Origin of the sequence: Bradyrhizobium ivorense, from assembly GCF_900696085.1 — a bacterium.
GTDB classification, from domain to species: Bacteria; Pseudomonadota; Alphaproteobacteria; order Rhizobiales; family Xanthobacteraceae; genus Bradyrhizobium; species Bradyrhizobium ivorense.
In genome coordinates this window covers 365404-389185 of sequence record NZ_CAADFC020000009.1, presented here as the reverse complement: position 1 = coordinate 389185, position 23782 = coordinate 365404, and the positions used below count along the sequence as shown (strand labels likewise).

At 64.7% G+C, this 23782-nt stretch carries 22 protein-coding genes and 1 riboswitch; of the genes, 11 read left to right on the top strand and 11 right to left on the bottom strand.

The features are described 5' to 3' along the window. The first annotated feature begins 15 nt into the window (after window positions 1–15). Complete coding sequence (locus CI41S_RS14235; protein WP_139859754.1) at window positions 16–897, top strand: LysR family transcriptional regulator; 882 nt, start codon at window positions 16–18, stop codon at window positions 895–897. 226 nt (window positions 898–1123) lie between these two features. Here the strand turns inward: CI41S_RS14235 and CI41S_RS14230 are convergent, their stop codons facing one another. Together CI41S_RS14230 and alaS are read right to left on the bottom strand one after the other, a co-directional pair. After that, window positions 1124–2377, bottom strand: a complete 1254-nt coding sequence (locus CI41S_RS14230; RefSeq protein WP_139859751.1) for a cyclic nucleotide-gated ion channel — start codon at window positions 2375–2377, stop codon at window positions 1124–1126. 15 nt (window positions 2378–2392) lie between these two features. Continuing rightward, on the bottom strand, window positions 2393–5065 hold the full coding sequence (alaS, locus tag CI41S_RS14225; RefSeq protein WP_172628033.1) for an alanine--tRNA ligase: 2673 nt from the start codon (window positions 5063–5065) through the stop codon (window positions 2393–2395). Between the two features lie 202 nt (window positions 5066–5267). Beyond that, window positions 5268–5357: riboswitch (glycine riboswitch) on the top strand. A gap of 141 nt (window positions 5358–5498) precedes the next feature. Between alaS and gcvT the strand changes: the two genes are divergently transcribed. The 4 genes from gcvT (at window position 5499) to CI41S_RS14205 (ending at window position 10539) form a co-directional block, all read left to right on the top strand. Next, a complete protein-coding gene (gcvT, locus tag CI41S_RS14220) occupies window positions 5499–6644 on the top strand; it encodes a glycine cleavage system aminomethyltransferase GcvT (protein ID WP_172628032.1) in 1146 nt (381 codons plus the stop codon). A 9-nt stretch (window positions 6645–6653) separates the two neighbouring features. After that, window positions 6654–7019 (top strand): glycine cleavage system protein GcvH, encoded by a 366-nt coding sequence (gene gcvH / locus CI41S_RS14215; protein WP_139484772.1) that lies wholly within the window; start codon window positions 6654–6656, stop codon window positions 7017–7019. A gap of 10 nt (window positions 7020–7029) precedes the next feature. Further along, window positions 7030–9918, top strand: coding sequence for an aminomethyl-transferring glycine dehydrogenase (gene gcvP, locus CI41S_RS14210; RefSeq protein WP_139859746.1), 2889 nt, complete (start codon window positions 7030–7032; stop codon window positions 9916–9918). A gap of 183 nt (window positions 9919–10101) precedes the next feature. After that, entirely contained in the window at window positions 10102–10539 is a 438-nt protein-coding gene (locus tag CI41S_RS14205) for an acyl-CoA thioesterase (RefSeq protein ID WP_139484770.1), read from the top strand. A gap of 37 nt (window positions 10540–10576) precedes the next feature. Here CI41S_RS14205 and CI41S_RS14200 read toward each other — a convergent pair whose 3' ends face one another. From CI41S_RS14200 to recA, 4 genes are all read right to left on the bottom strand, one after another. Then, complete coding sequence (locus CI41S_RS14200) at window positions 10577–11563, bottom strand: hypothetical protein (protein ID WP_244626510.1); 987 nt, start codon at window positions 11561–11563, stop codon at window positions 10577–10579. A gap of 26 nt (window positions 11564–11589) precedes the next feature. Then, window positions 11590–12582, bottom strand: coding sequence for a hypothetical protein (locus CI41S_RS14195; RefSeq protein WP_139484769.1), 993 nt, complete (start codon window positions 12580–12582; stop codon window positions 11590–11592). Between the two features lie 18 nt (window positions 12583–12600). Further along, window positions 12601–13608 carry a hypothetical protein gene (locus tag CI41S_RS14190; protein WP_244626509.1) on the bottom strand — a complete coding sequence of 336 codons (1008 nt, stop codon included), beginning with the start codon at window positions 13606–13608 and terminating at the stop codon, window positions 12601–12603. 95 nt (window positions 13609–13703) lie between these two features. Beyond that, entirely contained in the window at window positions 13704–14792 is a 1089-nt protein-coding gene (gene recA, locus CI41S_RS14185) for a recombinase RecA (protein ID WP_139484768.1), read from the bottom strand. Window positions 14793–15500: 708 nt separating this feature from the next. Between recA and CI41S_RS45315 the strand changes: the two genes are divergently transcribed. Next, window positions 15501–15899 carry a hypothetical protein gene (locus tag CI41S_RS45315; protein WP_430650018.1) on the top strand — a complete coding sequence of 133 codons (399 nt, stop codon included), beginning with the start codon at window positions 15501–15503 and terminating at the stop codon, window positions 15897–15899. 28 nt (window positions 15900–15927) lie between these two features. On the opposite strand, the gene CI41S_RS14175 is transcribed toward CI41S_RS45315, so the two are convergent. From CI41S_RS14175 to CI41S_RS14165, 3 genes are all read right to left on the bottom strand, one after another. After that, window positions 15928–16158 carry a hypothetical protein gene (locus CI41S_RS14175; protein WP_139859743.1) on the bottom strand — a complete coding sequence of 77 codons (231 nt, stop codon included), beginning with the start codon at window positions 16156–16158 and terminating at the stop codon, window positions 15928–15930. 102 nt (window positions 16159–16260) lie between these two features. Beyond that, a complete protein-coding gene (locus CI41S_RS14170; RefSeq protein WP_139859741.1) occupies window positions 16261–16581 on the bottom strand; it encodes a hypothetical protein in 321 nt (106 codons plus the stop codon). Window positions 16582–16679: 98 nt separating this feature from the next. Beyond that, window positions 16680–16811, bottom strand: coding sequence for a peptidylprolyl isomerase (locus tag CI41S_RS14165; protein ID WP_139484761.1), 132 nt, complete (start codon window positions 16809–16811; stop codon window positions 16680–16682). A 146-nt stretch (window positions 16812–16957) separates the two neighbouring features. Here CI41S_RS14165 and CI41S_RS14160 point away from each other — a divergent pair, with 146 nt between their 5' ends. Together CI41S_RS14160 and CI41S_RS14155 are read left to right on the top strand one after the other, a co-directional pair. After that, the gene (locus CI41S_RS14160) at window positions 16958–18433 is read left to right on the top strand and encodes an amidase (protein ID WP_172628031.1); all 1476 of its coding nucleotides are present in this window, start codon (window positions 16958–16960) and stop codon (window positions 18431–18433) included. A gap of 258 nt (window positions 18434–18691) precedes the next feature. Further along, window positions 18692–19156, top strand: a complete 465-nt coding sequence (locus tag CI41S_RS14155) for a PaaI family thioesterase (RefSeq protein ID WP_139484760.1) — start codon at window positions 18692–18694, stop codon at window positions 19154–19156. A gap of 890 nt (window positions 19157–20046) precedes the next feature. Here CI41S_RS14155 and CI41S_RS14150 read toward each other — a convergent pair. Together CI41S_RS14150 and CI41S_RS14145 are read right to left on the bottom strand one after the other, a co-directional pair. After that, window positions 20047–20340, bottom strand: coding sequence for an HdeA/HdeB family chaperone (locus tag CI41S_RS14150; protein WP_139859739.1), 294 nt, complete (start codon window positions 20338–20340; stop codon window positions 20047–20049). A 275-nt stretch (window positions 20341–20615) separates the two neighbouring features. After that, window positions 20616–21068, bottom strand: a complete 453-nt coding sequence (locus CI41S_RS14145; protein WP_210241785.1) for a DMT family transporter — start codon at window positions 21066–21068, stop codon at window positions 20616–20618. Between the two features lie 298 nt (window positions 21069–21366). On the opposite strand from CI41S_RS14145, the gene CI41S_RS14140 reads away from it, so the two are divergent. The 3 genes from CI41S_RS14140 (at window position 21367) to CI41S_RS14130 (ending at window position 23694) form a co-directional block, all read left to right on the top strand. Continuing rightward, window positions 21367–22059, top strand: a complete 693-nt coding sequence (locus CI41S_RS14140; protein ID WP_139859737.1) for an ArsR/SmtB family transcription factor — start codon at window positions 21367–21369, stop codon at window positions 22057–22059. Window positions 22060–22342: 283 nt separating this feature from the next. Next, a complete protein-coding gene (locus CI41S_RS14135) occupies window positions 22343–22927 on the top strand; it encodes a helix-turn-helix domain-containing protein (protein WP_139859734.1) in 585 nt (194 codons plus the stop codon). A 14-nt stretch (window positions 22928–22941) separates the two neighbouring features. Then, window positions 22942–23694 (top strand): transposase family protein, encoded by a 753-nt coding sequence (locus tag CI41S_RS14130; RefSeq protein ID WP_139859732.1) that lies wholly within the window; start codon window positions 22942–22944, stop codon window positions 23692–23694. Window positions 23695–23782 lie beyond the last annotated feature (88 nt).

Genomic DNA, 23782 nt, shown 5'->3' with positions numbered 1-23782 from the left:
GTGGGGAACGCCGAGTTGGACATTGAAGACGTGACTACATTCGTCGAGGTTGCCGATGCTGGAGGCATTTCGGGCGCTGCGCGCCGGCTCGGCGTCTCGAAATCGATTGTGAGCCGACGGCTACTCCGGCTTGAAACGGAGCTAGGCGTCCAGCTTCTTGCAAGAACCACCCGCGGCGCCGCTCTCACGGAAGCCGGCGTCACGTTTCGAAACCATGCAGCCATAGTCCGCGCCGAGATCGAAGCCGCCAAGGAAATCATCCGACCCGCAGGCGATCTTCGCGGCCGCCTGCGAATATCTGTGCCGCTTACTTTCGGCCCGACCCACTTCGCTCCCATAATCGCGGAAATGGCGCGACGTCACCCGCAGCTTCACGTTCACACTGCCTATAGTGATCGCTTCGTCGATATCGTTGCCGAGGGATTCGATTGCGCCATTCGGGTCGGCTATCTTCAAGACTCCAACCTGATCGCGAGACGTGTCGGACGGATCTACGGAAAACTTGTCGCGAGCCCGGACTATATCAAGGCGCACGGTGTCCCGGAGACGCTGGACGAGCTCATCGCTCATGAAGCGCTGATGCAAGGCACCGAAACCTGGCAATTCATGAATGGAGACGAAATCGTCACGGTTCATCCGCGCGGGCGCTTCAAGGCCGACAACGGCACAGCTCTCGCCGTCGCCGCGGCAGCAGGACTTGGCGTCGCTTGGCTCCCCGATTGCGTGACCCATCAATACATTGCATCCGGCGCGCTCGTTGCCGTCATGAAACGCCATCCACCACCTTCGGCAGGTGCATACGTCGTTCGCCCGCCGGGCCAACATCCCTCACGGAAGGTACAGGCCCTCACTGAATTGTTGATCGAGCGTCTCGAAGAAAATCCGCCCATTGCGTGAGCCGCCTTTGCCGAATGATCCATCGAATCATGAAAGGGAACGACGTATGCCCGCCGGTCTACGGAATCGCTTTCGATCGGCGGAACGACGAGCACCAGGCTCCGTGCTGGCGTTCACCTCACGCACCGCATAGGTCCACTTCGGGTCACAAGACGATATTGCTGGAGTCGGGTCGCGTGTCCCCTTCGCCCCCGAAAGCGGCGTCCCAAATTCATGAGGACGCACCCTAATCCCGATTGCCGCCGTCGGTTTCCGCCGGCGCCGCGTGCGCGATCTCGCCGGGTGCGACATCGCCGCCGCCGGCCACGACGGTGTCGGCGAGCCGCGCCTCCGCGGTCTCCTTCACATGCGCCGCGAGCGCCGGCATGCGCTCGATCAACGCATGAAAATCCTGCGCATCGAGCACCAGCAGCCTGCTCTTGTGGATTGCCGTCACGGTGCCCGAGCGCTTGGTGCGCCGGAGCAGCGCGATCTCGCCGAAGAAGCTGCCGTCGGACAGCCGCACCCGCTGGCCCGGCAGGTCGATCTCGACCTCGCCCGAGGTGATGAAGTACATCGACGACGCCGCGTCCCCGCGCCGCACCAGCACCTCGCCCGGCTCGATGGTCTGCGCCCGCAGCAGCCGCATGATGTCGGCGATCTCGGCGGCGCCGAGATGGGCGAACAGCGGCACCCGCGCCAGCATGCCCCAGGTCACGACGAAATCGCGGCGCCGCACCTCCTCGGCAAACGCGGTCGAGACGATCGCGACCGGCAGCGCGATCATCGCAAAGCCGACCACGATCGCGAACACCGTGACGATCCGCCCGAGCGGCGTCACCGGCACGACGTCGCCATAGCCGACGGTGCCGAGCGTCACGATCGCCCACCACATCGCCTGCGGCATGGTGCCGAACTTGTCCGGCTGCACCTTGTGCTCGATGGCATAGAGCAGCGCGGCGAACAGCAGCACCGCGCCGGTCAGGATCACGAGGCAGCCGAACAGCGTGCGCCGCTCGGCGTGCAGCGCCGCGAGCAGCGAGCGCAGCGCCGGCGAATAGCGCACCAGCTTGAGGAACGGCAGCATGCCGAACAGCACCAGCGCGGTCTTGTCGCCGATCACCAGCGCGACCGCCGACGGCAGGAAGGCCAGCAGATCGATCAGGCCGAGGGCTGACAGCGCGTATTCCAGTCGCGCCCTGAGCGGCGTCATGTGACGCAAGGAATGGCCGACCACGCTCCAGAGCCGCGCGGCATATTCCAGCGCGAAGGCGACGACGGCGCCGATCTCGACCGTCGTCAGCAGCCAGCCGAACCGGGCATCGATCTCGGGCTCCGAGGCCAGGATCGCCGCCAGCACGTCGGCGGCGATGATGGCGACGATGAAGCGGGCAAACCGCGACCCGCCGGAATGCGGCAGGTCATCGCGTTCAAGCAGCTCGTAGAGTCGCTCCCGCAGCTCCGGGTCGCTGCCAATGCGCTTGCCCGGAACCGTGGTCACGATCGTGCCTCTCCGTCAGGCGCCGGCCATCGCCTGTTCGATCGCCGACAATGCGGCGCTGGCCTTGGCGCCGTCGGGCCCGCCGGCCTGCGCCATGTCGGGCCGGCCGCCGCCGCCCTTGCCGCCGAGGGCTTCGGAGCCCTTGCGCACCAGCTCGACGGCGTTGAAGCGCGAGGTGAGATCGGCGGTGACGCCGACCACGATGCCGGCCTTGCCGTCCTCGGTGACGCCGACGATGGCGACCACGCCGGAGCCGATCTGCTTCTTGCCGTCGTCGACCAGGCTCTTCAGATCCTTGGTCTCGACGCCCTCGACCGCGCGCGCCAGCAGCTTGACGTTGCCGACCTCGCGGACCCCGGCGCCCGTGCCGTTCGACGCGCTGCCGCCGCCCATCGCGAGCTTCTTGCGGGCGTCCGACAGATCGCGCTCGAGCTTCTTGCGCTCCTCGACCAGCGCGGCGATGCGCGCCGGCACGTCCTCGACCGTGGTGCGCAGCTCCAGCGCCGCGGTCTTGGCCAGCGCCATGGTATCGTTGGCGTGCTTGCGCGCGTAGCGGCCGGTCAGCGCCTCGATGCGGCGCACGCCCGACGCCACCGCGCTTTCGCTGGTCACCGAGATCAACCCGATATCGCCGGTGCGGCGGACATGGGTGCCGCCGCACAGTTCGACTGACCAGCCGAGCGCGTTCTGGCCGTGCGCGCGGGCCGACTTGCCCATCGAGACGACGCGGACCTCGTCGCCATACTTCTCGCCGAACAGCGCCCGGGCGCCGGCCTCGCGCGCGTCGTCCACCGCCATGATGCGGGTGGTGACCTCGTCATTCTCCAGCACGACGTCGTTGGCGATGTCCTCGACGCGGGCGAGTTCCTCGGCCGTGATCGGCTTCGGATGCACGAAGTCGAAGCGCAGCCGGTCGGGCGCGACCAGCGAGCCGCGCTGCGCGATGTGATCGCCGAGCACCTGGCGCAGCGCCTCGTGCAGGAGGTGCGTCGCGGAATGGTTGGCGCGGATCGACGAGCGCCTGGCGTGGTCGACCTCGAGCTGCAGCGCGGTGCCGACCTTCAGCGTGCCCTGCTCCACCGTGCCGAGATGCACGAACAGGTCGCCGGCCTTCTTCTGCGTCTCGGTGACGCGGAAGGTGACGCCCTCGCCGGTGAGCACGCCGATGTCGCCGACCTGGCCGCCGGACTCCGCATAGAACGGCGTCTGGTTCAGCAGGATCGCGCCGGTCTCACCTTGCTTGAGGCTGTCGACCTCGGCGCCGTCCTTGACCAGCGCCGTCACCGCGCCTTCCGCGCTCTCGGTCTCGTAGCCCAGAAACTCCGTCGCGCCGAGCTTCTCGCGGAGCGGGAACCAGATCGCTTCGCTCGCCGCCTCGCCGGAGCCCGCCCAGGACGCACGCGCCTTGATGCGCTGGCGCTCCATCGCGTCGCTGAACGCCGCCTGGTCGACGCTGATGCCGCGCGACTTCAGCGCGTCCTGGGTCAGGTCGAGCGGGAAGCCATAGGTGTCGTACAGCGTGAAGGCGGTGTCGCCATCGAACATGTCGCCCTTCTTGAGGCCGGCGCTCTTCTCGTCGAGCAGCGACAATCCGCGCACCAGGGTCTTGCGGAACCGTGTCTCTTCCAGCCGTAGCGTCTCCTCGATCAGCTTCTCGGCGCGCACCAGATCCGGATAGGCCTGGCCCATCTCGCGGACCAGCGCCCAGACCAGCCGATGCATCAGCGGCTCGCTCGCGCCGAGCAGCTGCGCATGGCGCATCGCGCGGCGCATGATCCGGCGCAGCACATAGCCGCGGCCCTCGTTCGACGGCAGCACGCCATCGGCGATCAGGAAAGCCGACGAACGCAGATGGTCCGCGATCACCCGGTACGACGCCACGTTCTGCGCGTTCGGCCCATGGCCGAGCGCCGACGATGCCGCATCGATCAGGTTGCGGAACAGGTCGCTCTCGAACACGCTCTCGACGCCCTGCAGGATGGAGGCCATCCGCTCCAGTCCCATGCCGGTGTCGATCGAGGGACGCGGCAGCGCGACGCGCTCCTCCTTCGTCACCTGCTCGTACTGCATGAACACCAGGTTCCAGAATTCCAGGAAGCGATCGCCGTCCTCTTCCGGCGTGCCCGGAGGCCCGCCCCAGATGTGCTCGCCGCGATCGATGAAGATTTCGGAGCACGGCCCGCACGGGCCGGTATCGCCCATCGCCCAGAAGTTGTCCGAGGTCGCGATGCGGATGATGCGGTCGTCGCTGAAGCCGGCGATCTTCTTCCAGTGGCCCGCCGCCTCGTCGTCGTCGTGGTAGACGGTGACCAGCAGCTTGTCCTTGCTCAGCCCGAACTCCTTCGTGATCAGGTTCCAGGCGAGCTCGATCGCGCGCTCCTTGAAGTAATCGCCGAACGAGAAGTTGCCGAGCATCTCGAAGAAGGTGAGATGGCGCGCGGTGTAGCCGACATTGTCGAGGTCGTTGTGCTTGCCGCCGGCGCGCACGCATTTCTGCGCCGTGGTGGCGCGCTGATAGGGACGCTTCTCGATCCCGGTGAAGACGTTCTTGAACTGCACCATGCCGGCATTGTTGAACATCAAGGTCGGGTCATTGCGCGGCACCAAGGGTGACGACGCCACGATCTCGTGGCCGTTGTCCTTGAAGTAGTTCAGAAATGTCGACCTGATGTCGTTGACGCTGCTCATGTTCATCCAATCGGAAAATGGGCCGGTCGGGCGCAAAATACCGTATTTTTCCGGCCGAACGCTTTTAGACATTGCGGGCGGCGGTGTCCAGAAACTGTGCAGGCGGATCATAAGCTTGCCGCAGCACACAACACCGCATGGGATAGTTGCTGCGGCTGCGTTGACAGCCTTGGTGGCGTCGTGTTTCCATCTTATCTGTTACCCCGTCACGTCGGGAGAGACCGGCCCTACCCGCCGGCGCCGAAGGAGCAACCGCCCCGGAAACTCTCAGGCAAAAGGACCGCGTGACGTCTGACATCTGGAAAGAGGCGCTGGGGTTCGACCCCGATGCGTCCGCCGACGGGATAATACTCTCAGGCAAAGCGACAGATGGGGCTTTCTGCAGGTTTCTCAAGGGGAAATAGGTCCCCGCGGGAACCGCGAGGGCCCTGTGATGCTTGCGCGCGAAACTTCCCCGCTGAAACAGACCCCGCTGCACGCGCTGCACATCGCGCGTGGGGCCAAGATGGTGCCGTTCGCCGGCTATGACATGCCGGTGCAATACGCCGCCGGCGTGCTGAAGGAGCACCTGCACACCCGCAGCAACGCCGGGCTGTTCGACGTCTCCCACATGGGCCAGCTGGCGCTGCGGCCGAAATCCGGCAAGCTCGCGGACGCCGCGCTCGCGCTGGAGAAACTGGTGCCGCAGGATATTTTGGGCATCGCGCCGGGACGGCAGCGCTACGCGCAATTCACCAATGAAGACGGCGGGCTGCTCGACGACCTCATGGTCGCGAATTTCGGCGACCATTTGTTCCTGGTGGTCAACGCCGCCTGCAAGGACGAGGACGAGGCGCATCTGCGCGCGCACCTCTCCGACGCCTGCGAGATCGTGGCGCTGGCCGACCGCGCGCTGATCGCGCTGCAGGGACCGAAGGCCGAATCGGCGCTGGCGAAATTCTGCCCGGATGTCGGTTCGATGAAATTCATGGATGCCGGCCCGCGCCGCGTCGCCGGCATCGACTGTTTCGTCTCGCGCTCCGGCTATACCGGCGAGGACGGTTTTGAGATTTCCGTGCCGGCGGACAAGGCCGAGGCGCTGGTCACCGCCCTGCTCGACAATCCCGACGTGCTGCCGATCGGGCTCGGTGCCCGCGACAGCCTGCGGCTCGAGGCCGGTCTGTGCCTGTACGGCCACGACATCGACACCACGACCACGCCAGTCGAGGGTGCGCTGGAATGGTCGGTGCAAAAGGTCCGCCGCAATGGCGGCGGGCGCGCCGGCGGCTTTCCCGGCGCCGACAAGATCCTCGCCCAATTCGCGCAGGGCGCATCGCGCCGCCGCGTCGGGCTGCGGCCGGACGGTCGCGCCCCGGTGCGCGAGGGCGCGATCCTGTTCGCCGATCCGGCCTCGACCGAGCCGATCGGCAAGGTGACCTCGGGCGGCTTTGGCCCGAGCCTCAATGCGCCGGTCGCGATGGGCTATCTGCCGACATCGCTTTCTGCCACAGGCACCACGGTTTTCGCCGAAGTGCGCGGCCAGCGGCTGCCGCTCAAGGTCGCCGCCACGCCTTTCGTTCCCAATACCTACAAACGCTGAGGATCAACAATGACGACGCTCTACACGTCCGACCACGAATGGCTCCGCATCGAGGGTGACGTCGCGACCATCGGCATCACCGACTACGCGCAATCGCAGCTCGGCGACGTCGTGTTCGTCGAACTGCCCAAGGTCGGCCGCAGCCTGAAGAAGGCCGAGGCCGCCGCCGTCGTCGAATCCGTCAAGGCGGCGTCCGACGTCTATGCGCCGATCACCGGCGAGGTGGTCGAGGTCAACGACACGCTCGTCGCCGAGCCCGCTCTGGTCAATTCGGACGCCGCCGGCAAGGCCTGGTTCTTCAAGATGAAGATATCGGACAAGAGCGAGCTCGGCGGCCTGATGGATGAGGCCGCCTACGCCGCGCACACCGCCTGAGGATGATGCCATGAACGCACCCTTCAAGCCGATCAACGAAGCCGCCACCGATTTCGTCCGCCGCCACATCGGCCCCTCGCCGCGCGACATCAACGCGATGCTGGAGACGGTCGGCGCCGCGAGCCTGCAGGTGCTGATGAGCGAAACCCTGCCCGCCTCGATCCGGCAGCAGGCGCCGCTCGATCTCGGGCGCGCGCTGAGCGAGACCGAGGCGCTCGCCCACATGAGCGAGCTTGCGAACCAGAACCAGGTGTTCACCTCGCTGATCGGCCAGGGCTATTCCGGCACCATCCTGCCCGCGGTGATCCAGCGCAACATTCTGGAGAATCCGGCCTGGTACACCGCCTATACGCCGTATCAGCCCGAGATCAGCCAGGGCCGGCTGGAGGCGCTGTTCAACTTCCAGACCATGATCTGCGATCTCACCGGGCTCGACGTCGCCAACGCCTCGCTGCTCGACGAGGCGACCGCGGCGGCGGAAGCGATGGCGCTCGCCGAACGGCATTCGCAGGTGAAGTCAAAACTGTTCTTCGTCGACACGGAGGTGCATCCGCAGACGCTGGCGGTGATGCGCACCCGCGCCGCGCCGCTGGGCTGGGCGCTGGTCGTCGGCGATCCCCTCACCGAGCTCGACAAGGCCGACGTGATCGGCGCGCTGCTGCAATATCCGGGCACGTCGGGCGCGGTGCGCGACCTCAAGCCCGCCATCGCCGCACTGCGCGCCAAAGGCGCGCTGGCGATCGTCGCGGCCGACCTGCTGGCGCTGACCGTTCTCGCCTCGCCCGGCGAGCTCGGCGCCGACATCGCGGTCGGCTCGGCGCAGCGCTTCGGCGTGCCGATGGGCTATGGCGGGCCGCATGCCGCCTACATGGCGGTGCGCGATGCGCTGAAGCGCTCGCTGCCCGGCCGCATCGTCGGCCTGTCGGTGGATTCGCGCGGGCTGCCGGCCTATCGCCTCGCATTGCAGACCCGCGAGCAGCATATCCGCCGCGAGAAGGCGACCTCCAACATCTGCACCGCGCAGGTGCTGCTGGCCGTGATCGCCTCGATGTACGCGGTGTATCACGGCCCCGAGGGTCTGACCCACATCGCGCGCAGCGTGCATCGCCGCGCCGCGGTGCTCGCCGCCGGCCTGCGCAAGCTCGGCTTTGCCCCAACCAGCGAGGCCTTCTTCGACACCGTGACCGTCGAGGTCGGCGCCAGGCAGCACGAGCTGATCGCCCGCGCGCTGGCGGAGCGGATCAATCTGCGGATCGGCGAGACGACGCTCGGCATCGCGCTCGACGAGACCTCGACGCCGGAGACGGTCGAAACCGTATGGCGGGTTTTCGGCGGCAAGCTCGTCTTTGCCGAAATCGAGGCGACCGCGCGCGAGGCGCTGCCGAAGGACCTGAAGCGGACCAGCGCCTTCCTCACCCATCCGGTGTTCAACACCCATCGCTCGGAGACCGAGCTGCTGCGCTACATGCGCAAGCTCTCAGACCGCGACCTCGCGCTCGACCGCGCGATGATCCCGCTCGGCTCCTGCACCATGAAGCTGAACGCCACCACGGAAATGATCCCGCTGACCTGGCCGGCGTTCGGCCAGCTGCATCCGTTCGCCCCAGTGGATCAGGCCAAGGGCTATCACGCGCTGTTCAAGCGGCTGGAGCAGTGGCTGTGCGACATCACCGGCTATGACGCGGTGTCGCTGCAGCCGAACTCCGGCGCGCAGGGCGAATATGCCGGGCTGCTTGCGATCCGCGGCTATCATCTGGCGCGCGGCGAGCCGCACCGCAAAGTCTGCCTGATCCCCTCCTCCGCGCACGGCACCAACCCGGCCTCGGCCGCGATGGTCGGCATGGATGTCGTGGTGGTGGCGTGCGATGCGCGCGGCGACGTCGACGTCAACGACCTGCGCGCCAAGGCGGAAAAGCATTCCGCCAACCTCGCAGCTGTCATGATCACCTATCCCTCGACCCACGGCGTGTTCGAGGAGCATATCAGCGAGATCTGCGAGGTCGTGCACGCGCATGGCGGACAGGTCTATCTCGACGGCGCCAACATGAATGCGCAGGTCGGCCTGTCGCGGCCCGGCGACTACGGCGCCGATGTCAGCCATCTCAACCTGCACAAGACCTTCTGCATCCCGCATGGCGGCGGCGGCCCCGGCATGGGCCCGATCGGCGTCAAAGCGCATCTTGCGCCCTATCTCCCAAGTCATCCTGAGAATCGCCATCCCGCGACCGACGCCGACATTGCGCACCCGATCGGCCCGGTGTCGGCGGCGCCGTTCGGCTCGGCCTCGATCCTGACCATCTCCTACATCTACATCCTGATGATGGGCGGCGAAGGGCTGACGCGCGCCACGGAAGTGGCGATCCTCAACGCCAACTACATCGCGGCTCGGCTGCAGCCGCACTTCCCGGTGCTGTATCGCAACGCCCGCGGCCGCGTCGCGCATGAGTGCATCGTCGACCCGCGGCCGCTGAAGACCTCCAGCGGCGTCACCGTCGACGATATCGCAAAGCGGCTGATCGACTACGGCTTCCACGCCCCGACCATGAGTTTCCCGGTCGCCGGTACGCTGATGATCGAGCCGACCGAATCGGAATCCAAGATCGAGATCGACCGCTTCTGCGATGCCATGATCGCGATCCGCAACGAGATCGCCGAGGTCGAGAAGGGCCGCTGGACAATCGAGGCCTCGCCGCTGCGCCACGCACCGCACACCGTGCACGACATCGCCGACGATGGCTGGGATCGCGCCTACAGCCGCGCCGAGGGTTGCTTCCCGGCCGGCGTGTCGCGCTCTGACAAATACTGGAGCCCGGTCGGCCGCGTCGACAACGTCTACGGCGATCGCAACCTGGTGTGCTCGTGCCCGCCGGTCGCGGATTACGCGCAGGCGGCGGAATAGCGGAATATGTTGTAGGATGGGTAGAGCCGACGGGTCCGCGCAGCGCGCGGCCCCGTTGGCGAAACCCATCATCTCGCCGCGCGGGCGCAATTGATGGGTTTCGCTTCGCTCTACGCATCCTACGATCTGCTATTATAACGTCCGGCTGATTACGCGGCCAACGAAGCCGCGGCAGGAGGAGCCATGCGCGAGGAATTCTGGTTTCATTTCCCGTTCCGCGTCCGCTATTCCGAGGTCGACGCGCAGGCCGTGGTGTTCAACGCCCACTATTTGACCTACTTCGACACCGCGATCACGGAGTATTTTCGCGCGCTCGGCTACGACTATCTCGGCGAGGTCGCGCGCACCGGCATCGACTTCCACACCGTGAAGACGGTGGTCGAATACAAGGCGCCGATCCGCTTTGACGAGGACATCGAGGTCTGCGTGCGCGTCGCGCGGATCGGCCGCTCCTCGATCAACCTTGCGCTCGCGATCTTCGCCAAAGGCTCGGACGACCTGCGCGCCACCGGCGAGATCATCTGGGTCGCCACCGACCAGAAGACCCATCAGTCAGTCGCGGTGACCGAGGATTTGCGGGCGCTGATCGCGAGCCGGGAAAAGGCGCTGGCGGAGGGGTAGCTGCGCGCGGCGCGCCAAGCGTTGCGCGAGTTGAGTTCTAAGGAGCAATCAGGCACCTGCGGTCAGTATCCCATTGCCAGAGCCGGCTATTGATCAGCTCGGTGCCTCCCCACCAGCGGCTGATCGGATTGTGGCGCCGGAAGTTCAGCTCGTGCTCCAAAACCTCTTCGCCGAAATCGGTCAACGACAACCGGCTCCATAAGTGTCGCTCGTACCGGGCCTTGACATCATCGGGTGCTTCGAGCTCGCTGTTGAACCCTGAGAGAGCCGGTGTCAGGCAATAAGCGAGACCATCCAGCAGAGATTCAATCTCCCGGAGATTGAAAACCGGGCACCTCCGATACGTTTCGGAGGCAAGTCCTGTCGGCTTTTCGCAACCGTCGGACACCAGGTCCAATATCCTGTACTCGGTCGCACCCAACCCGGTCCGCGATCCAGGAATCTCTTCGAGAAGCGCAATGAGCGCGGCGCGAAGCCGCGGAATCGCAGCAAGGTCCTCCATGAGGAGAGCGAAGCAAGGCTCGGGCGTCGGCGCGCGATAGGCGCGCCAAGCCCGGCTTGCCAGCCTGAGACGGTCGTCAGTTACTGGCAGTTTCGGCAACTGCCATTCTGCCAGGCTTTCAGGCAGAAAGTTGCCGGTCTCAGCGTCGGTCTGGACGATGCTGAGCCGTGACAGGATGTCCCGGTACGGCCGCAGAACATCAAGCAGCCAGATCAGAATCAATTGGTCGTTGGGCCGGGGATCGACCCACAGCTCAATGCTGTCACAGCGGGCGCATAACTCGATCAGGCCGAGGTCCTTGCTGAATGGTTCAAGCCGCTTTGGACGGTGATCGTCGAGCCAATGCGAGCCGAGCACGCCATGTTTTGCCGAACGCGCCTCCAGCGAACCTGCAAGCTCCGATGGGGATGGCAGCTTTCGCCAAACAAACCGATGCCTCAGGCCGATGACAACGTCCGCCTTTCCAGCTCGCCTGAGTCTGTCGCACCCGATGTCGTCCGTCGCCAGGATCAGAGTTGTCACGGCACCGCTCGCTCAGTTTGACGACGCTACGATTTGGTCAGCGCCAAATTCCAGCGCCAGAGATTGTCGTTGGTGAGATGCGTGCCGCCCCACCAGCGGTCGATCGGATTGTGGCGGCTGAAATCGTCGGCGCCGGCGAGGACCGCCTTGCCAAGTTCAGTCAGTGCAAGCCGGCTTCGGCTGTAGCGCTCGTGACGATCGGGCGCATCGTGCATGGCGAGGTCGAAAGGCCCCTCGTCGAGGCCCGATACGGCAGGCATCGAACACCGGGCCAATCCATCCAGCAGGGCTCCAACCTCCCAATAGCCGAACGTGCACCGCTCGTTGGGTTTCTCGTGACCGGGAAACAGGTCGTACGGATGCAAATATCCCGCCGAGATCAGCTCCAGCATGCGCATTTCCGTCGCGCCTACTCCGCAGTTGCGCAAGGGAAGCTCTTCCAGCAGCGCAATGACCGAATCCCGCAGGCGCGGAAGCTCGCCCAAATCCTGCTGCAACAGACCGAACCAGGATTCCGGCGTCGGCGCGCGCCAGGCCGCCCACGCCGCGCTGGCGATGTCGAGGTGATCGCTATGGACAGGAGCAAGCCGCAGCTGTTGCGCGGAAAGGTCGCCCGGCTGTTGATCGCCAATGACGCGGTCCGCCGGCAAAATGGCAAGGCGGGACGTGATGTTCGGGTGCAGACGCAAAAAGTCCAGCAGCCAGACCAGTTGCAATTGCGAATTGGGATCGGGATCGACCCAGAGATCGACCGCATCGAAGCGCTCGCAGAATTCGATCAATCCAAGGCCGTGATCACGCGCGTCCGCAAACGGGGCACCGGTGAGATTGTCCAGCCAGTGAGGTGACGGGTCGTGGCGCTCGATCGGGCGCCGCGAGAGCGAGAGATCGAGTTCGTCCGATGCGGGCAGCCGCCCCCAAACGAAGCGATGCTCAATACCGATCACGCAATCCGCGAGCCTCGCTGTCTTCAGGCCGCCGGCGCCGCTATCGGTAAAGGTGAGGATGAGCCTGGACATGATCCTCAATCGGCTCCGCTACGATTTGGTCAGCGCCAAATTCCAGCGCCAGAGATTGTCGTTGGTGAGATGCGTGCCGCCCCACCAGCGGTCGATCGGATTGTGACGGCTGAAATCGTCGGCGCCGGCGAGGACCGCCTTGCCGAATTCGGTCACGGTCAAGCGGCTTCGCCGATAGGCTTCCACGCGAGCGCGTCGATTTTCCGGGTCGATGACGCGCAACTCGTCGTCGAGCCCGGCGATCGCCGGCCGCGGCCCGTGCGCCAGACCCTGGAGCAGCGTGCCGATTTCCTTATCGTTGAACACGCCGCGCTGGCGAAAGCCGCGCAGGTAGAACAGCGTATTGGTGCTCATGAAGCCCGCCCCGATCAGCTCGAGCAGCCGCATTTCGGTCGCGCCAAGTCCCGATCCGCTCCACGGAAGTTCCTGAAGCAAGTCGAGCAGCGCGGGCCGCAGCAAGGGAAACGCGCTCAGGTCGTGCGGGAGCACGTCGAAGCTGGCTTCGGGGGTCGAGGCGCAATAGGCCCGCCACACTTTGCTGGCGGCTTCGACATGCGCCGGCCGGACCTTGACCAGCGGCACTTCGCTCCACCCCTTCCACGTCGGCTCTATCATCATCAGATCGAAGCCGACCAGACGCAATTCCAACTTGGCCACCGTCTCGGGATGCGATCGGACATGATCGAGCAAGCAGGCCAGTTGCATTTGATCGTTCGGGTCCGGATCGAACCAGAGCTCGATGCGATCGAATGATGCGCAATATTCGATGAACGTAAGATCCCTGACGGCGTCGCGCTCGCGACTCCGGGGAAACCAATCGGACCAGTGATCGCCGGGGCTCTGATCGCCAGGACTCTGATCGCTTCCCGCGCCGAAATAGGCGTCCAGCTGCTGCGGTGAGGGCAACGGTCCCCAGACGAACCGAAACCAGACTGAAGCGACGCTCGCGGCAAGCCCTGCACGTTCCAAGTCGGTGCCGGACGAACTGGTCAAAATCAAACGCTTCATCGGCCGCTCATTCAGCATCCCAACATCCCGCGCAAAACGAAACGGGCGCCGAAGACGTCGGCAACTCAACGTCCTCAGCGCCCGCTTGCAGCGAACTTATGCGGCCTCGAGGCTTACTCTTCGGTCGGCTCATCGCCGTCGGCGTCGCTCTCGGGCGTGCCGGCCAGGATCTGCTCGGAGATCAGGCCGGAGTTCTGCCGGATCGCGGCTTCGATCTTCGCGGTGATGTCGGGGTTGGAGCGCAAAAACGCCTTGGAATTCTCGCGGCCCTGGCCGAGCCGCTGGCTGTCATAGGAGAACCAGGCGCCGGATTTCTCGACCAGGCCGGCCTTGACGCCGAGGTCGAGGATCTCGCCCATCTTGGAGACGCCCTCGCCGTACATGATGTCGAACTCGACCTGCTTGAAGGGCGGCGCCAGCTTGTTCTTCACCACCTTGACGCGGGTGGTGTTGCCGACCACTTCGTCGCGCTCCTTGATGGCGCCGATGCGGCGGATGTCGAGGCGGACCGAGGCGTAAAATTTCAGCGCGTTGCCGCCGGTGGTGGTCTCCGGCGAGCCGTACATCACGCCGATCTTCATGCGGATCTGGTTGATGAAGATCACCATGGTGTTGGACTTGTTGATCGAGGCGGTGAGCTTGCGCAGCGCCTGGCTCATCAAGCGGGCCTGCAGGCCCGGCAGCGCATCGCCCATCTCGCCCTCGAGCTCGGCCTTCGGCACCAGCGCCGCGACCGAGTCGATCACCAGCACGTCAACCGCGCCGGAGCGCACCAAGGTGTCGGCGATCTCAAGCGCCTGCTCGCCGGTGTCGGGCTGCGAGATCAGGAGCTCGTCGATGTTGACACCGAGCTTGCGGGCATAGACCGGATCGAGCGCATGTTCGGCGTCGATGAAGGCGCAGATGCCGCCCTTCTTCTGGCCTTCCGCCACCGTGTGCAGCGCCAGCGTGGTCTTGCCCGAGGATTCCGGCCCGTAGATCTCGACGATCCGCCCCTTCGGCAGGCCGCCGACGCCAAGCGCGATATCGAGCCCGAGCGATCCCGACGAAATCGTCTCGACGTCCATCGAACGATCGTTCTTGCCGAGCTTCATCACCGAGCCCTTGCCGAACTGACGCTCGATCTGGGAGAGCGCGGCAGAGAGCGCCTTGGACTTGTCCATGGAGGATCCTTCGACGATACGCAGTGCGGTGGCGGACATTTGGGATGTGCTCCTTATGGCGGGGATTCGCTAGCGGGAAAACGGGACGATGCGACCGGGTGGCAGGCTTTTGTTGATGAGGAACTGCGTACCACGTTTGTTCTATGTTCGCAATATGTTCTTTCGAACAAGTAAACGCCGGCCCGCCTCCATCCACAGCGTCCTGCTTTGCTTTTCGGAGCGGCCTGGATTGCCATTAACCCAGCAGCAACCAAGGGTTAGCCGTTGTTCTCGGTAGAGCTACTGAGACGGCTTGGTGAATGTTCTGGCCACATCATTGGCTATGGGACGCAAGACGTTCTCAACGGCGCCCCCCGGTCGTCCGGGGTTCTCCGCGGGTGAACGGAGTTCCGAAAAAATGAAGGGGCCGCTCGAGGGCGGCCCCTTTGACCCAAAATCCAAAATTATGATTTGGTCACAGAATTAGTGCGTCAACACTTCGTTTACCTAACCCCGCCGGCGCGGTTCTGGCGAGTCCGTAGAATCACTGCACCGACGGACATGGTTAAGGCCGGCCCGGTTGGCGGCCCGCCTTCCACCTAGATCATCGTCACGGCCCGCCTCGCGTCCGGTTCCGACAGCCAGCGGCTGTCCGGCAGCGCGCGGCCGCGCCGGCGGGCGCCGCGGTCCGTAGTTCTCCGGGCTAGAACAAAGTTCCAGAGCCCGAAAAACTACTTAAACCTTCGGTGGAACACGCGGATTTCAGCGGTGTTCGTCACAGCAATGCTGGCCGGCGTGAATTGGCGCGCCGGAAGCGGCAACGATGCCGCCAGCAGATGGATCCGGGACCGGGTCCCGGACGGAATTTCCATAACATTGTCGCTTTGCGGGTTTTGCTTTATGGATGCAACTTATAGTTTAATTGCCGCGTGCCGCCCTGAGTCGCTGGGGAAGTTTCAGATGATCCACAAGGGCATCGAATACAGCGTCACCCAAGTGATGGCCGGCGTTTGGAAATGGCGCTTCCAGATCGGGAACCGGGTCTTCACGGGCAAGACCGAGGCAAAGCTCGACCTCTTGGCGATCCGCCGGGTGCAGCTGCGGATCGACCGCGAGCTGAAGCAGCTCGGGCGCGAGCAGGCCCGCAGCAACGGCGACAAGGACTGAGCCGGGATCGGCCCGAGCGGGGGCGCCTTCAGTCGGCGCTGGCGAGCCGCCGCATCGTGAACTCGATCTCGCCGCCGGGCAGCTCGCGCCAGCTCTCGACCGCGCTCATATAGGCGGCCTTCGGGTAGCGGTTCAGGAAGTCGCGCGCCCGCGAGCGCGCCTGATCGCGCGGCAGGGTGAAGGTCTCGCGCAGATAGCCGTCGTCCGGCTTGCGCCGGGCGGCCATCCGGCTGGCGAGATCGCGCGGGCGAGAGACCATTGTCGCTAATCCGGACCAACTGACGACGTCCCCGATATATAGGGCCGGCGCCGGCGGAATCCGAGTCTGCGGGACGCGCGATTCGGGAACGGCCGCCGGACGCTACTGGCTGCGCTGCGCCGTATTGCCGGACGCTGCGCTGCCGGACGCTGTGCTTCCAGACTTGGTCTTCGGCTTGGCGGGATGCTCGACGGCCTTCTTCGGCGGCGCGTCGTTGCGCACCGCGCCCCAGGGATCGGCCGATGTCTTGGCGTCGGGAATCTTGCGCAGCGACTCCTGATAGGCCTTCTGGTTGGCGGCGTCCTGATCCTTCTCCTCCTGGGTCTTGGTCTTGACCTCAGGCATCAGGTTGACATTGGGCATCTGCGCATAGGCCGGCGCCGACAGCAGCACCGCGACCGCGACCGCGCTCAGAATTCTCATAAGGGCGCTCCCTTGCATTTCCGTGGGGGGTATATCACCGCCAAAAAGCCGTCGCCAAGCGCGCCTGGCAGAGGCGCCAAGATCTTCAAAGCAGGACCTCAAAGATGGTCTGACTTGCAGGATTTCGGCGACTGCATCCAGTCGTCCCAGATCGGACCGCATTTGGTGCAGCCGCTGAGCGCGAGCCCGATTGCGATCACGCCGCCCAGCATCACCAATCGACGGAACATGACGACCCCATCCCCTGAACAGGCGGCCATAGGGCCCCAGAACTGGGGCATTTTCAAGCCCCTGCGCCCCGCCCCCGGAGCGCTGATTTGACCCTGCGCCAGCGCAAATTACAGTTGCGAAACAAAGCAGAAAAGGAATCGACGGCATGACTTTGGCGATGAGCTGGGACGAGTGGGCGCGGCATGACGGGACGGCGCTCGCCGCGCGCGTGCGGAACGGCGAACTGACGCCGCGGGAATTGGCCGCGCAGGCCGCAGCCGCCACAGCCAGGGTCGATGGCGCGCTGTCCGGCGTGGTCGAGCTGTTCGACGACGTCATCGCCGACCCCGCGCGCGACGGCGCCGACCTCAACGGCCCGTTCGCCGGCCTGCCCTTCCTGATGAAGGATCTCGGCCCGACGCTGAAGGGGCGGCTGCAGGAGATGGGCTCGCTGATGATGCGCGGCAACCGCGCCGCAGAGGACACCTTCCTGACCACCAAGCTGCGCAAGGCCGGCCTCAATCTGATCGGCCGCACCACGACGCCGGAATTCGGGGTCTGCAGCTCGGCGGAAAACCCCGCCGTCTATGTCACGCGCAATCCCTGGAATACCGACTACACCACCTGCGGCTCGTCGGCCGGCAGCGCGGCGATGGTCGCCGCCGGCGCGGTGCCGATCGCGCATGCCACCGACGGCGGCGGCTCGATCCGGATTCCCGCCGGCGTCAACGGCAATATCGGGCTGAAGGTCTCGCGCGGCGTGTTCTCGATCGCGCCGCATCTGTCCGATCTCTCCGGCCTGGTCTCGATCCAGGGCTGCCAGTCGCGCTCGGTGCGCGACACCGCGGCCTTCGTCGATGCCTGCCGCGGCGGCGCGCCGGGCGAGTTCATGCCGTACTGGAGCGCGGCGGAGCCGTATACCGCGATGATCGCGCGCGACCCTGCCCGGCTCAAAATCGCACTGTCGCACCAATGGGGCGACTATCGCGCGACGCCGCATATTTCGGCCGAGCTCGAACGGGTCGGACGCTTCCTCGAGGGCCTCGGCCATCAGGTCGATTACGCCCTGCCCGCGATCGACTACCAGGCGGCGTTCGCCGCGCAGACCACCTGCTACATCAGCAATTTCGCGGTCGTGATCGGCAACATGCTGGCGGCGCGCGGACTGCCGCGCCCGCCGGCCGAGCTGATCGAGCCGATCAACATCCGGATCTGGGAGCACGGCAAGGACACCAGCTTCGCCGATCGGGCGCGCATGCAGGCCGTGTTCAACACCACCTCGCGCCGCTTCGGCGCCTTCTTCGAGGACTGGGACATCATCCTGACGCCGATCACGGCGCTGCCGACGCCGAAGGTCGGCACCACGGAATATCTCACCATCTCGGACAATCCGTCGGTGCTGGACTGGTTCGGCAATCTCTGGCGCAACTTCGCCTTCACGCCGCTCGCCAATCTCTGCGGCATCCCCGCGATCTCGCTGCCGCTCGCGACCAACGAGCACGGCCTGCCGCTCGGCATCCAGGCAATCGGAAAGCAGGCCGACGACGGGCTGCTGCTGCAACTCGCCGCCCAGATCGAACGCGCGATCGGCGGCAAATGGAACGACGGCAAGACGCCGCGCGTGCATGTCACGCGCAACTGAAGCGAAATGAAGTTGGGTCGAACGGCGACGGCGCTGCGCTCCCTCGCCCCGTTCTTACGGGGAGAGGGTTGGGGTGAGGGGCTGCTTCCACACAACATGGCGGCAGTTGGACTCGCGGAGACTCCCCCTCACCCGAAATTCAAGCTGCGCTTGAATTTCGACCTCTCCCCGCAAGCGGGGCGAGGTAAACGGAGTCCGTTGCTTGCCGTCCCGCGCTAGAATAAATCACGAGCAACAGTTCAGAGGAAACGGAACGTCATGCAGCAGCAGGCCGGTGAATTCGGGATCGAGGACGCGCGGCGCGCGCTCGGCGAGATCTTTGCGCCGTGGGTGCAGGATCTCAATCTGGCGGTCGAGCAGTTCGACTTCGCAGCCCCTCCGGGCGGCGGCGCCGACTGGCAGCCTGGCGCGGTGCTGCGGCTGCCGTTCTCCGAGCGGCTCTGCCGCAGCGGCGGCACCGTCAGCGGCCAGGCGCTGATGGCGTTCGCCGACACCGCGATGGTGATCGCCAACCTCGCCGCCAACAAGGGCTATCGCGCGATGACCACGGTCGACCAGACCACGCATTTCATGCGCGCGGTGACCGCCTCCGACGTGCTGGCCGACGCCCGCGTGGTCCGCCTCGGCCGCACCATGAGCTTCGGCCGCGTCACCCTGCTTTCCGCCGCCGACAACAAGCCGGTGGCAATGGTCTCGAGCGCCTTCGCGATGCTGCCGGGATAGGATTCTTGCATTAGAGACGGTGTATCTCCTCATCCTGAGAAGCTGATGGGTTTCGCTGCGCTCTACCATCCTACGCAGCTGTCATCGCCCGGCTTGCCGCCTTCGCTAAAGCTCCGGCGCGCCCGAGATCGCAAGCCTCGTCGAAGCCTTGGCGTAGACGGGACCGGGCGATCCAGTACGCCGCGGCCTCTCATTCCATCACCGCGGTCTCTGGAATACTGGATCACCCGCATGCGCGGGTGATGACACTGAGCAAGCTGTTTGACAGTTGAATCAGACAGCCGCAGCACCCATCACCGTCATCCTGAGGAGCGCGCTCTTGCGCGCGTCTCGAAGGATGAATCGGCCCGGCTGGTTGCCGTCGATCCTTCGAAGCTCACGCTCCCTTGAGGCGATTGCGTAGCCCGTAGGATGGGTAGAGCGCAGCGAAACCCATCAACTTCGTGCCGCGCATTGAGATGATGGGTTTCGCTTCGCTCTAACCATCCTACGCAGCTGTCATCGCCCGGCCTGTGCGCAATTGCGCACATGGACCGGGCGATCCAGTACGCCGCGGCCTATCGGCTCAAGCACTGCAGTCTCTGGAATACTGGATCGCCCGCTTTCGCGGGCGATGACACCGAGCAAGCCGAGCAACCAATCCGTCACCCTGAGAGGGTGTGAAGCTTTGTCCTCACCCACCGCTGTCATCGCCCGGCTTGACCGGGCGATCCAGTACGCCGCCGCCTCTCGCTTCTATCACCGGCGTCTCTGGAATACTGGATCACCCGGTCAAGCCGGGTGATGACACCGAGCAAGCTGAGCAAACCAACACCGTCACCCTGAGAGCTTGTGACGGAGTAACCATGACCTTCGATGGTTATGGGTCTCGCCGGGACGACGCTGCAAGCTTACTTGCCGAGCACCGCCTCGGCGGCGTTGACGATGCTGATGGTCGGATTCTTTCCGCAATAGGTGCCGAACTTCTTGGCGTTCTCGACGAACACGTCGGTGTCGATGATCGCCTCGTCGGAATCGCCCTTGTACCAGCCGTCCATCCAGACCAGCACCATCTTGATGGTGTCGTCGCCGCCTTCGACGAACTGCTTGCAGCTCATGGTGGAAAGATCGAGCACGGTGGCACTGGCGGGCGCGGACGACAGCGCGAGCGCGGCGGCAAGCAGGATCGAGGCCGTGGTCTTCATCGGAAATCTCCGTCAGCAAAGGATTCTGAAAACAACAGATCGCCGAGAGCCCCCAGCGCTTCTGCGCGCGGAGTCGTAAACGAGGCATCGCGGCCGGAGCAAGTGAGGCATCCCACACATTGCTCCGAACATCGCTTCGATGCGCGGATTGAGAAGTCGTGTTTGAGAATTGTGACGGCACGAACGGCTCCGCGCCGCTCCGATTCCTGTTTTCAATTTGGTAAAAGCTCGTCCGCCGATCCATTCACCCGGCACCGAGGCTCGCCGCGCCGGCATCATGCGATACGTCGTGCGAGAAATGTTCCAACGAGCATGAACGCGATGCCAATGATGCGCGTCGTGGTGAGCGACGACTTCAGCGCACCGAACGCACCGAACTGATCTATGAGCGCGGCCGACGCAATCTGCCCGAGCAGCACGAAAAACACGGCGTTGGCAACGCCGATGCGCGGCGCCGTCCATGTGATCCCCAGGATGTACAGAGAGACAACCAGTCCGCCTGCGTAATAGAGCGGCGTCGCGCTGAACCAGTCGTGCTTCGGCAAGCCAAGGAAGATCATGGCAATACCGCAGACGATGGAGCCGAGAACGAAAAGAATGAAGGCGGCCGCCCAGGGACTCCCGAGCTCGGAGCCAAGCCTCGAGTTCCACGCGGCCATGATCGGAATGCAGACTCCGGTCACAAGCATGAGAAAGGAGAGCAGAAAAGTACCAGATGCGGACGTCATGTTGTTGCTCCGTGGCGATGTCACCGGACGGCTCCCTGGAGATGTGAGACGATATTGCTCGGCGTGCCGTTCTCGATCGCCGGGCCGCTTCGCGGCTCTGCGTGGCCTCGATCAATTGCTTCGCCCTCCGTGGCTCGGCATTCCTCGCACGGACGACAAAAACGACTCGTCGACGGATCGCGCGTGTCCTGCACATTGGATGCGCCGACCTTCGCATGTGTCGCAACCGGATTTACTTCGACCGCGCTCGAAGCATAATCTCTGGACTATTCCTGCGTGACCTCCGTACACTCCGGTCATGAGCAGTCCTAACAAGCTGGCGGAAGTCGGGGACATCATCGGCGACCAGGCGCGCGCAGTGATACTCTGTACGCTCCTGGATGGTTGTAGCCACAGTGCGACCGAACTGGCGGGAGTTGCGGGCGTTACGCCGCAGACTGCGAGTTGGCATCTGGCGAAATTGACGGACGGTCAGTTGATCACTCCCGAGAGGCGAGGTCGTAACCGGTATTTCCGACTGGCGGGACCGCTTGTGGGGCAAGCGCTGGAAGCAGTGATGGCGATTGCGATAACCGCGGTGCGTCCGTCGCGCTCGCATGCGCTCTCGGAGCGTGAGCAGACATTGCGCGATGCGCGAACCTGTTACGACCACTTTGCCGGAAAATTAGGAGTGGGGCTGACCCAGGCCTTCATAAAGCAGAAGCTGATCGTGCTTTCGAGGGATGGCGGTCTCCTTACGGCACGTGGGACGAAATCGCTTTCCGATTTCGGCATCGATCTGGCGGCGGTACAAGGCTCGAAGCGTCAATTTTGCCGATCGTGCCTCGACTGGAGTGAGCAAAGGCCACACTTGGGTGGCGCCGTCGCCGCGGCATTCGCCACACGTTGCTTCGATTTGGGCTGGGTACGGCGCCTGCCCGGCACGCGAGCCATTGCAATCACGCCCCCTGGCATCAAAGGCTTCAGGGAGCGGTTCGGCATGACCGTCTAGCCCGAGCGCATGCCCTGGGCTGCAATTGTATCCGCGAAGAACCTTCGCTCCTCTCCCGCTTGCGGAAGGTGCAGCAAATGCCTCCCGGCCGATTCAACCTGTCATCATTCGCTCTGCGGGAGCGAGCCGGCGCCTGGCACAATTTCGGAATATTGGAAGACTACCCCTGACTTGCCCGACGTGTCAAGCCGCCATGTCGAACGTGTCAGTAGCTCGTGATCTGTCGCCTGTTTGTAGCTCGTGAAGTGTCGTGTTTTTGGTGCCCCGGGACAAAGGGGGCACGATGGGCACGGCATCCATTCACGAGGGTGTACGACGGATGCGGTTTTCAGATTTGCTGGAACGGACGGAAGCGAGGGAACTGACGCAGGAGGCGGCTGCGGAGTTTCTCGGGGTCAGTGTTCGGACCTTCCAACGCTGGGCGGAGCGTTATGAGGCGGAGGGCGATATCGGGCTGGTGGACCGGCGCATGGGACGGCGATCGCCGCGGCGGGCACCGGAGGAAGAGCTGGAGCGGATGCTGGGACTGTTCCGGGACAAGTACGCGGACTTCACGGTGAAGCACTTCCACGAGCAGTTGCAAAAGCGGCATGACTATGTGCTGGGCTATACGGTGACGAAGCTCGCGCTGCAGGCGGCGGGCCTGGTACGGAAGGCGCCGAAGCGTTCGGCGCACCGTAAGAAGCGCCCACGCCGGCCGCTGCCGGGGATGCTGCTGCACCAGGACGGATCGCGCCACGTCTGGATCGAGGATCTGCCGGCGATGGACCTGATCGTGACGATGGACGATGCGACCAGCGAGGTCTACTCGATGCTGCTGGTCGAGGAAGAAGGCACGCCTCGACGTTCCTGGCCCTGCGCGAGGTGATTGGCGAGCGCGGCTTGTTCTGTGCGCTCTACACCGATCGCGGCAGCCATTATTTCCTTACCCCGAAGGCTGGCGAGAAGGTCTCGAAGACGCAACAAACCCAGGTGGGACGGGCTTTGTCGCATCTTGGGATCGAGCATATCGCGGCCTATTCGCCGCAGGCGCGGGGACGCTCCGAGCGGCTGTTTGGCACGCTGCAGGACCGCCTGCCAAAGGAGCTGCGGCTCGCCGGGATCAAGACGGTCGAAGCCGCCAATGCGTGGTTGAAGGCGCATTACATCGCCGAACACAACGCCGCATTTGCGATCAAGGCCGAACAGCAAGGCACCGCCTTCGTTGCCGACCGCCACGAGGCCTGGCGCGAGGCGCTGTGCGTGATCGAGGAGCGAACCGTCGCCAACGACAATACCGTCGCATGGAAAGGTCGCCGGCTGCAGTTGCCGGAGAGCCGGCTGAGGCCTCACTTCGTCAGGGCCCTGGTGCGGGTGCATGAGTATCCCGATGGCACCGTCAGCGTGTTCCTCGGCCCGCATCGATTGGCGAGGTTTAGCGCCAACGGACAGCAGATCAGCCCCGACGCATCTCAGCCTGGCAGCGTGCTCGGAGCCGTCAAGGACAAGCCCTGGCGGGCGCGCAAGCGCGCGTCCTTGACCGCTCCTGCGCGCGCCGCCGTCGAGACAACGCGGGTCGGGACGGAGAAACGGGCTTCAAATCGAACAAAGAAACCCGCCCGCAGGGCTGACCAGACCGCTCCATCCATGGCATGACAAACCCGGCGCTCCCGTCCACGCCTTCCGGGGGCGCCCAAAACTCCAAAACGAAGGCGACAGATCACGAGCTACAAAAACACGACAT

Coding starts and splice junctions, on each gene's coding strand:
- CI41S_RS14190 (WP_244626509.1), bottom strand. CDS start 13,608: ATGCTGAATGAGCGGCCGATGAAGCGTTTGATTTTGACCAGTTCGTCC.
- gcvT (WP_172628032.1), top strand. CDS start 5,499: ATGCTTGCGCGCGAAACTTCCCCGCTGAAACAGACCCCGCTGCACGCG.
- CI41S_RS14170 (WP_139859741.1), bottom strand. CDS start 16,581: ATGAGAATTCTGAGCGCGGTCGCGGTCGCGGTGCTGCTGTCGGCGCCG.
- CI41S_RS14140 (WP_139859737.1), top strand. CDS start 21,367: ATGAGCAGTCCTAACAAGCTGGCGGAAGTCGGGGACATCATCGGCGAC.
- CI41S_RS14155 (WP_139484760.1), top strand. CDS start 18,692: ATGCAGCAGCAGGCCGGTGAATTCGGGATCGAGGACGCGCGGCGCGCG.
- CI41S_RS14135 (WP_139859734.1), top strand. CDS start 22,343: ATGGGCACGGCATCCATTCACGAGGGTGTACGACGGATGCGGTTTTCA.
- CI41S_RS14160 (WP_172628031.1), top strand. CDS start 16,958: ATGACTTTGGCGATGAGCTGGGACGAGTGGGCGCGGCATGACGGGACG.
- recA (WP_139484768.1), bottom strand. CDS start 14,792: ATGTCCGCCACCGCACTGCGTATCGTCGAAGGATCCTCCATGGACAAG.
- gcvP (WP_139859746.1), top strand. CDS start 7,030: ATGAACGCACCCTTCAAGCCGATCAACGAAGCCGCCACCGATTTCGTC.
- CI41S_RS14205 (WP_139484770.1), top strand. CDS start 10,102: ATGCGCGAGGAATTCTGGTTTCATTTCCCGTTCCGCGTCCGCTATTCC.
- gcvH (WP_139484772.1), top strand. CDS start 6,654: ATGACGACGCTCTACACGTCCGACCACGAATGGCTCCGCATCGAGGGT.
- CI41S_RS14150 (WP_139859739.1), bottom strand. CDS start 20,340: ATGAAGACCACGGCCTCGATCCTGCTTGCCGCCGCGCTCGCGCTGTCG.
- alaS (WP_172628033.1), bottom strand. CDS start 5,065: ATGAGCAGCGTCAACGACATCAGGTCGACATTTCTGAACTACTTCAAG.
- CI41S_RS14145 (WP_210241785.1), bottom strand. CDS start 21,068: ATGACGTCCGCATCTGGTACTTTTCTGCTCTCCTTTCTCATGCTTGTG.
- CI41S_RS14195 (WP_139484769.1), bottom strand. CDS start 12,582: ATGTCCAGGCTCATCCTCACCTTTACCGATAGCGGCGCCGGCGGCCTG.
- CI41S_RS14165 (WP_139484761.1), bottom strand. CDS start 16,811: ATGTTCCGTCGATTGGTGATGCTGGGCGGCGTGATCGCAATCGGGCTC.
- CI41S_RS14175 (WP_139859743.1), bottom strand. CDS start 16,158: ATGGTCTCTCGCCCGCGCGATCTCGCCAGCCGGATGGCCGCCCGGCGC.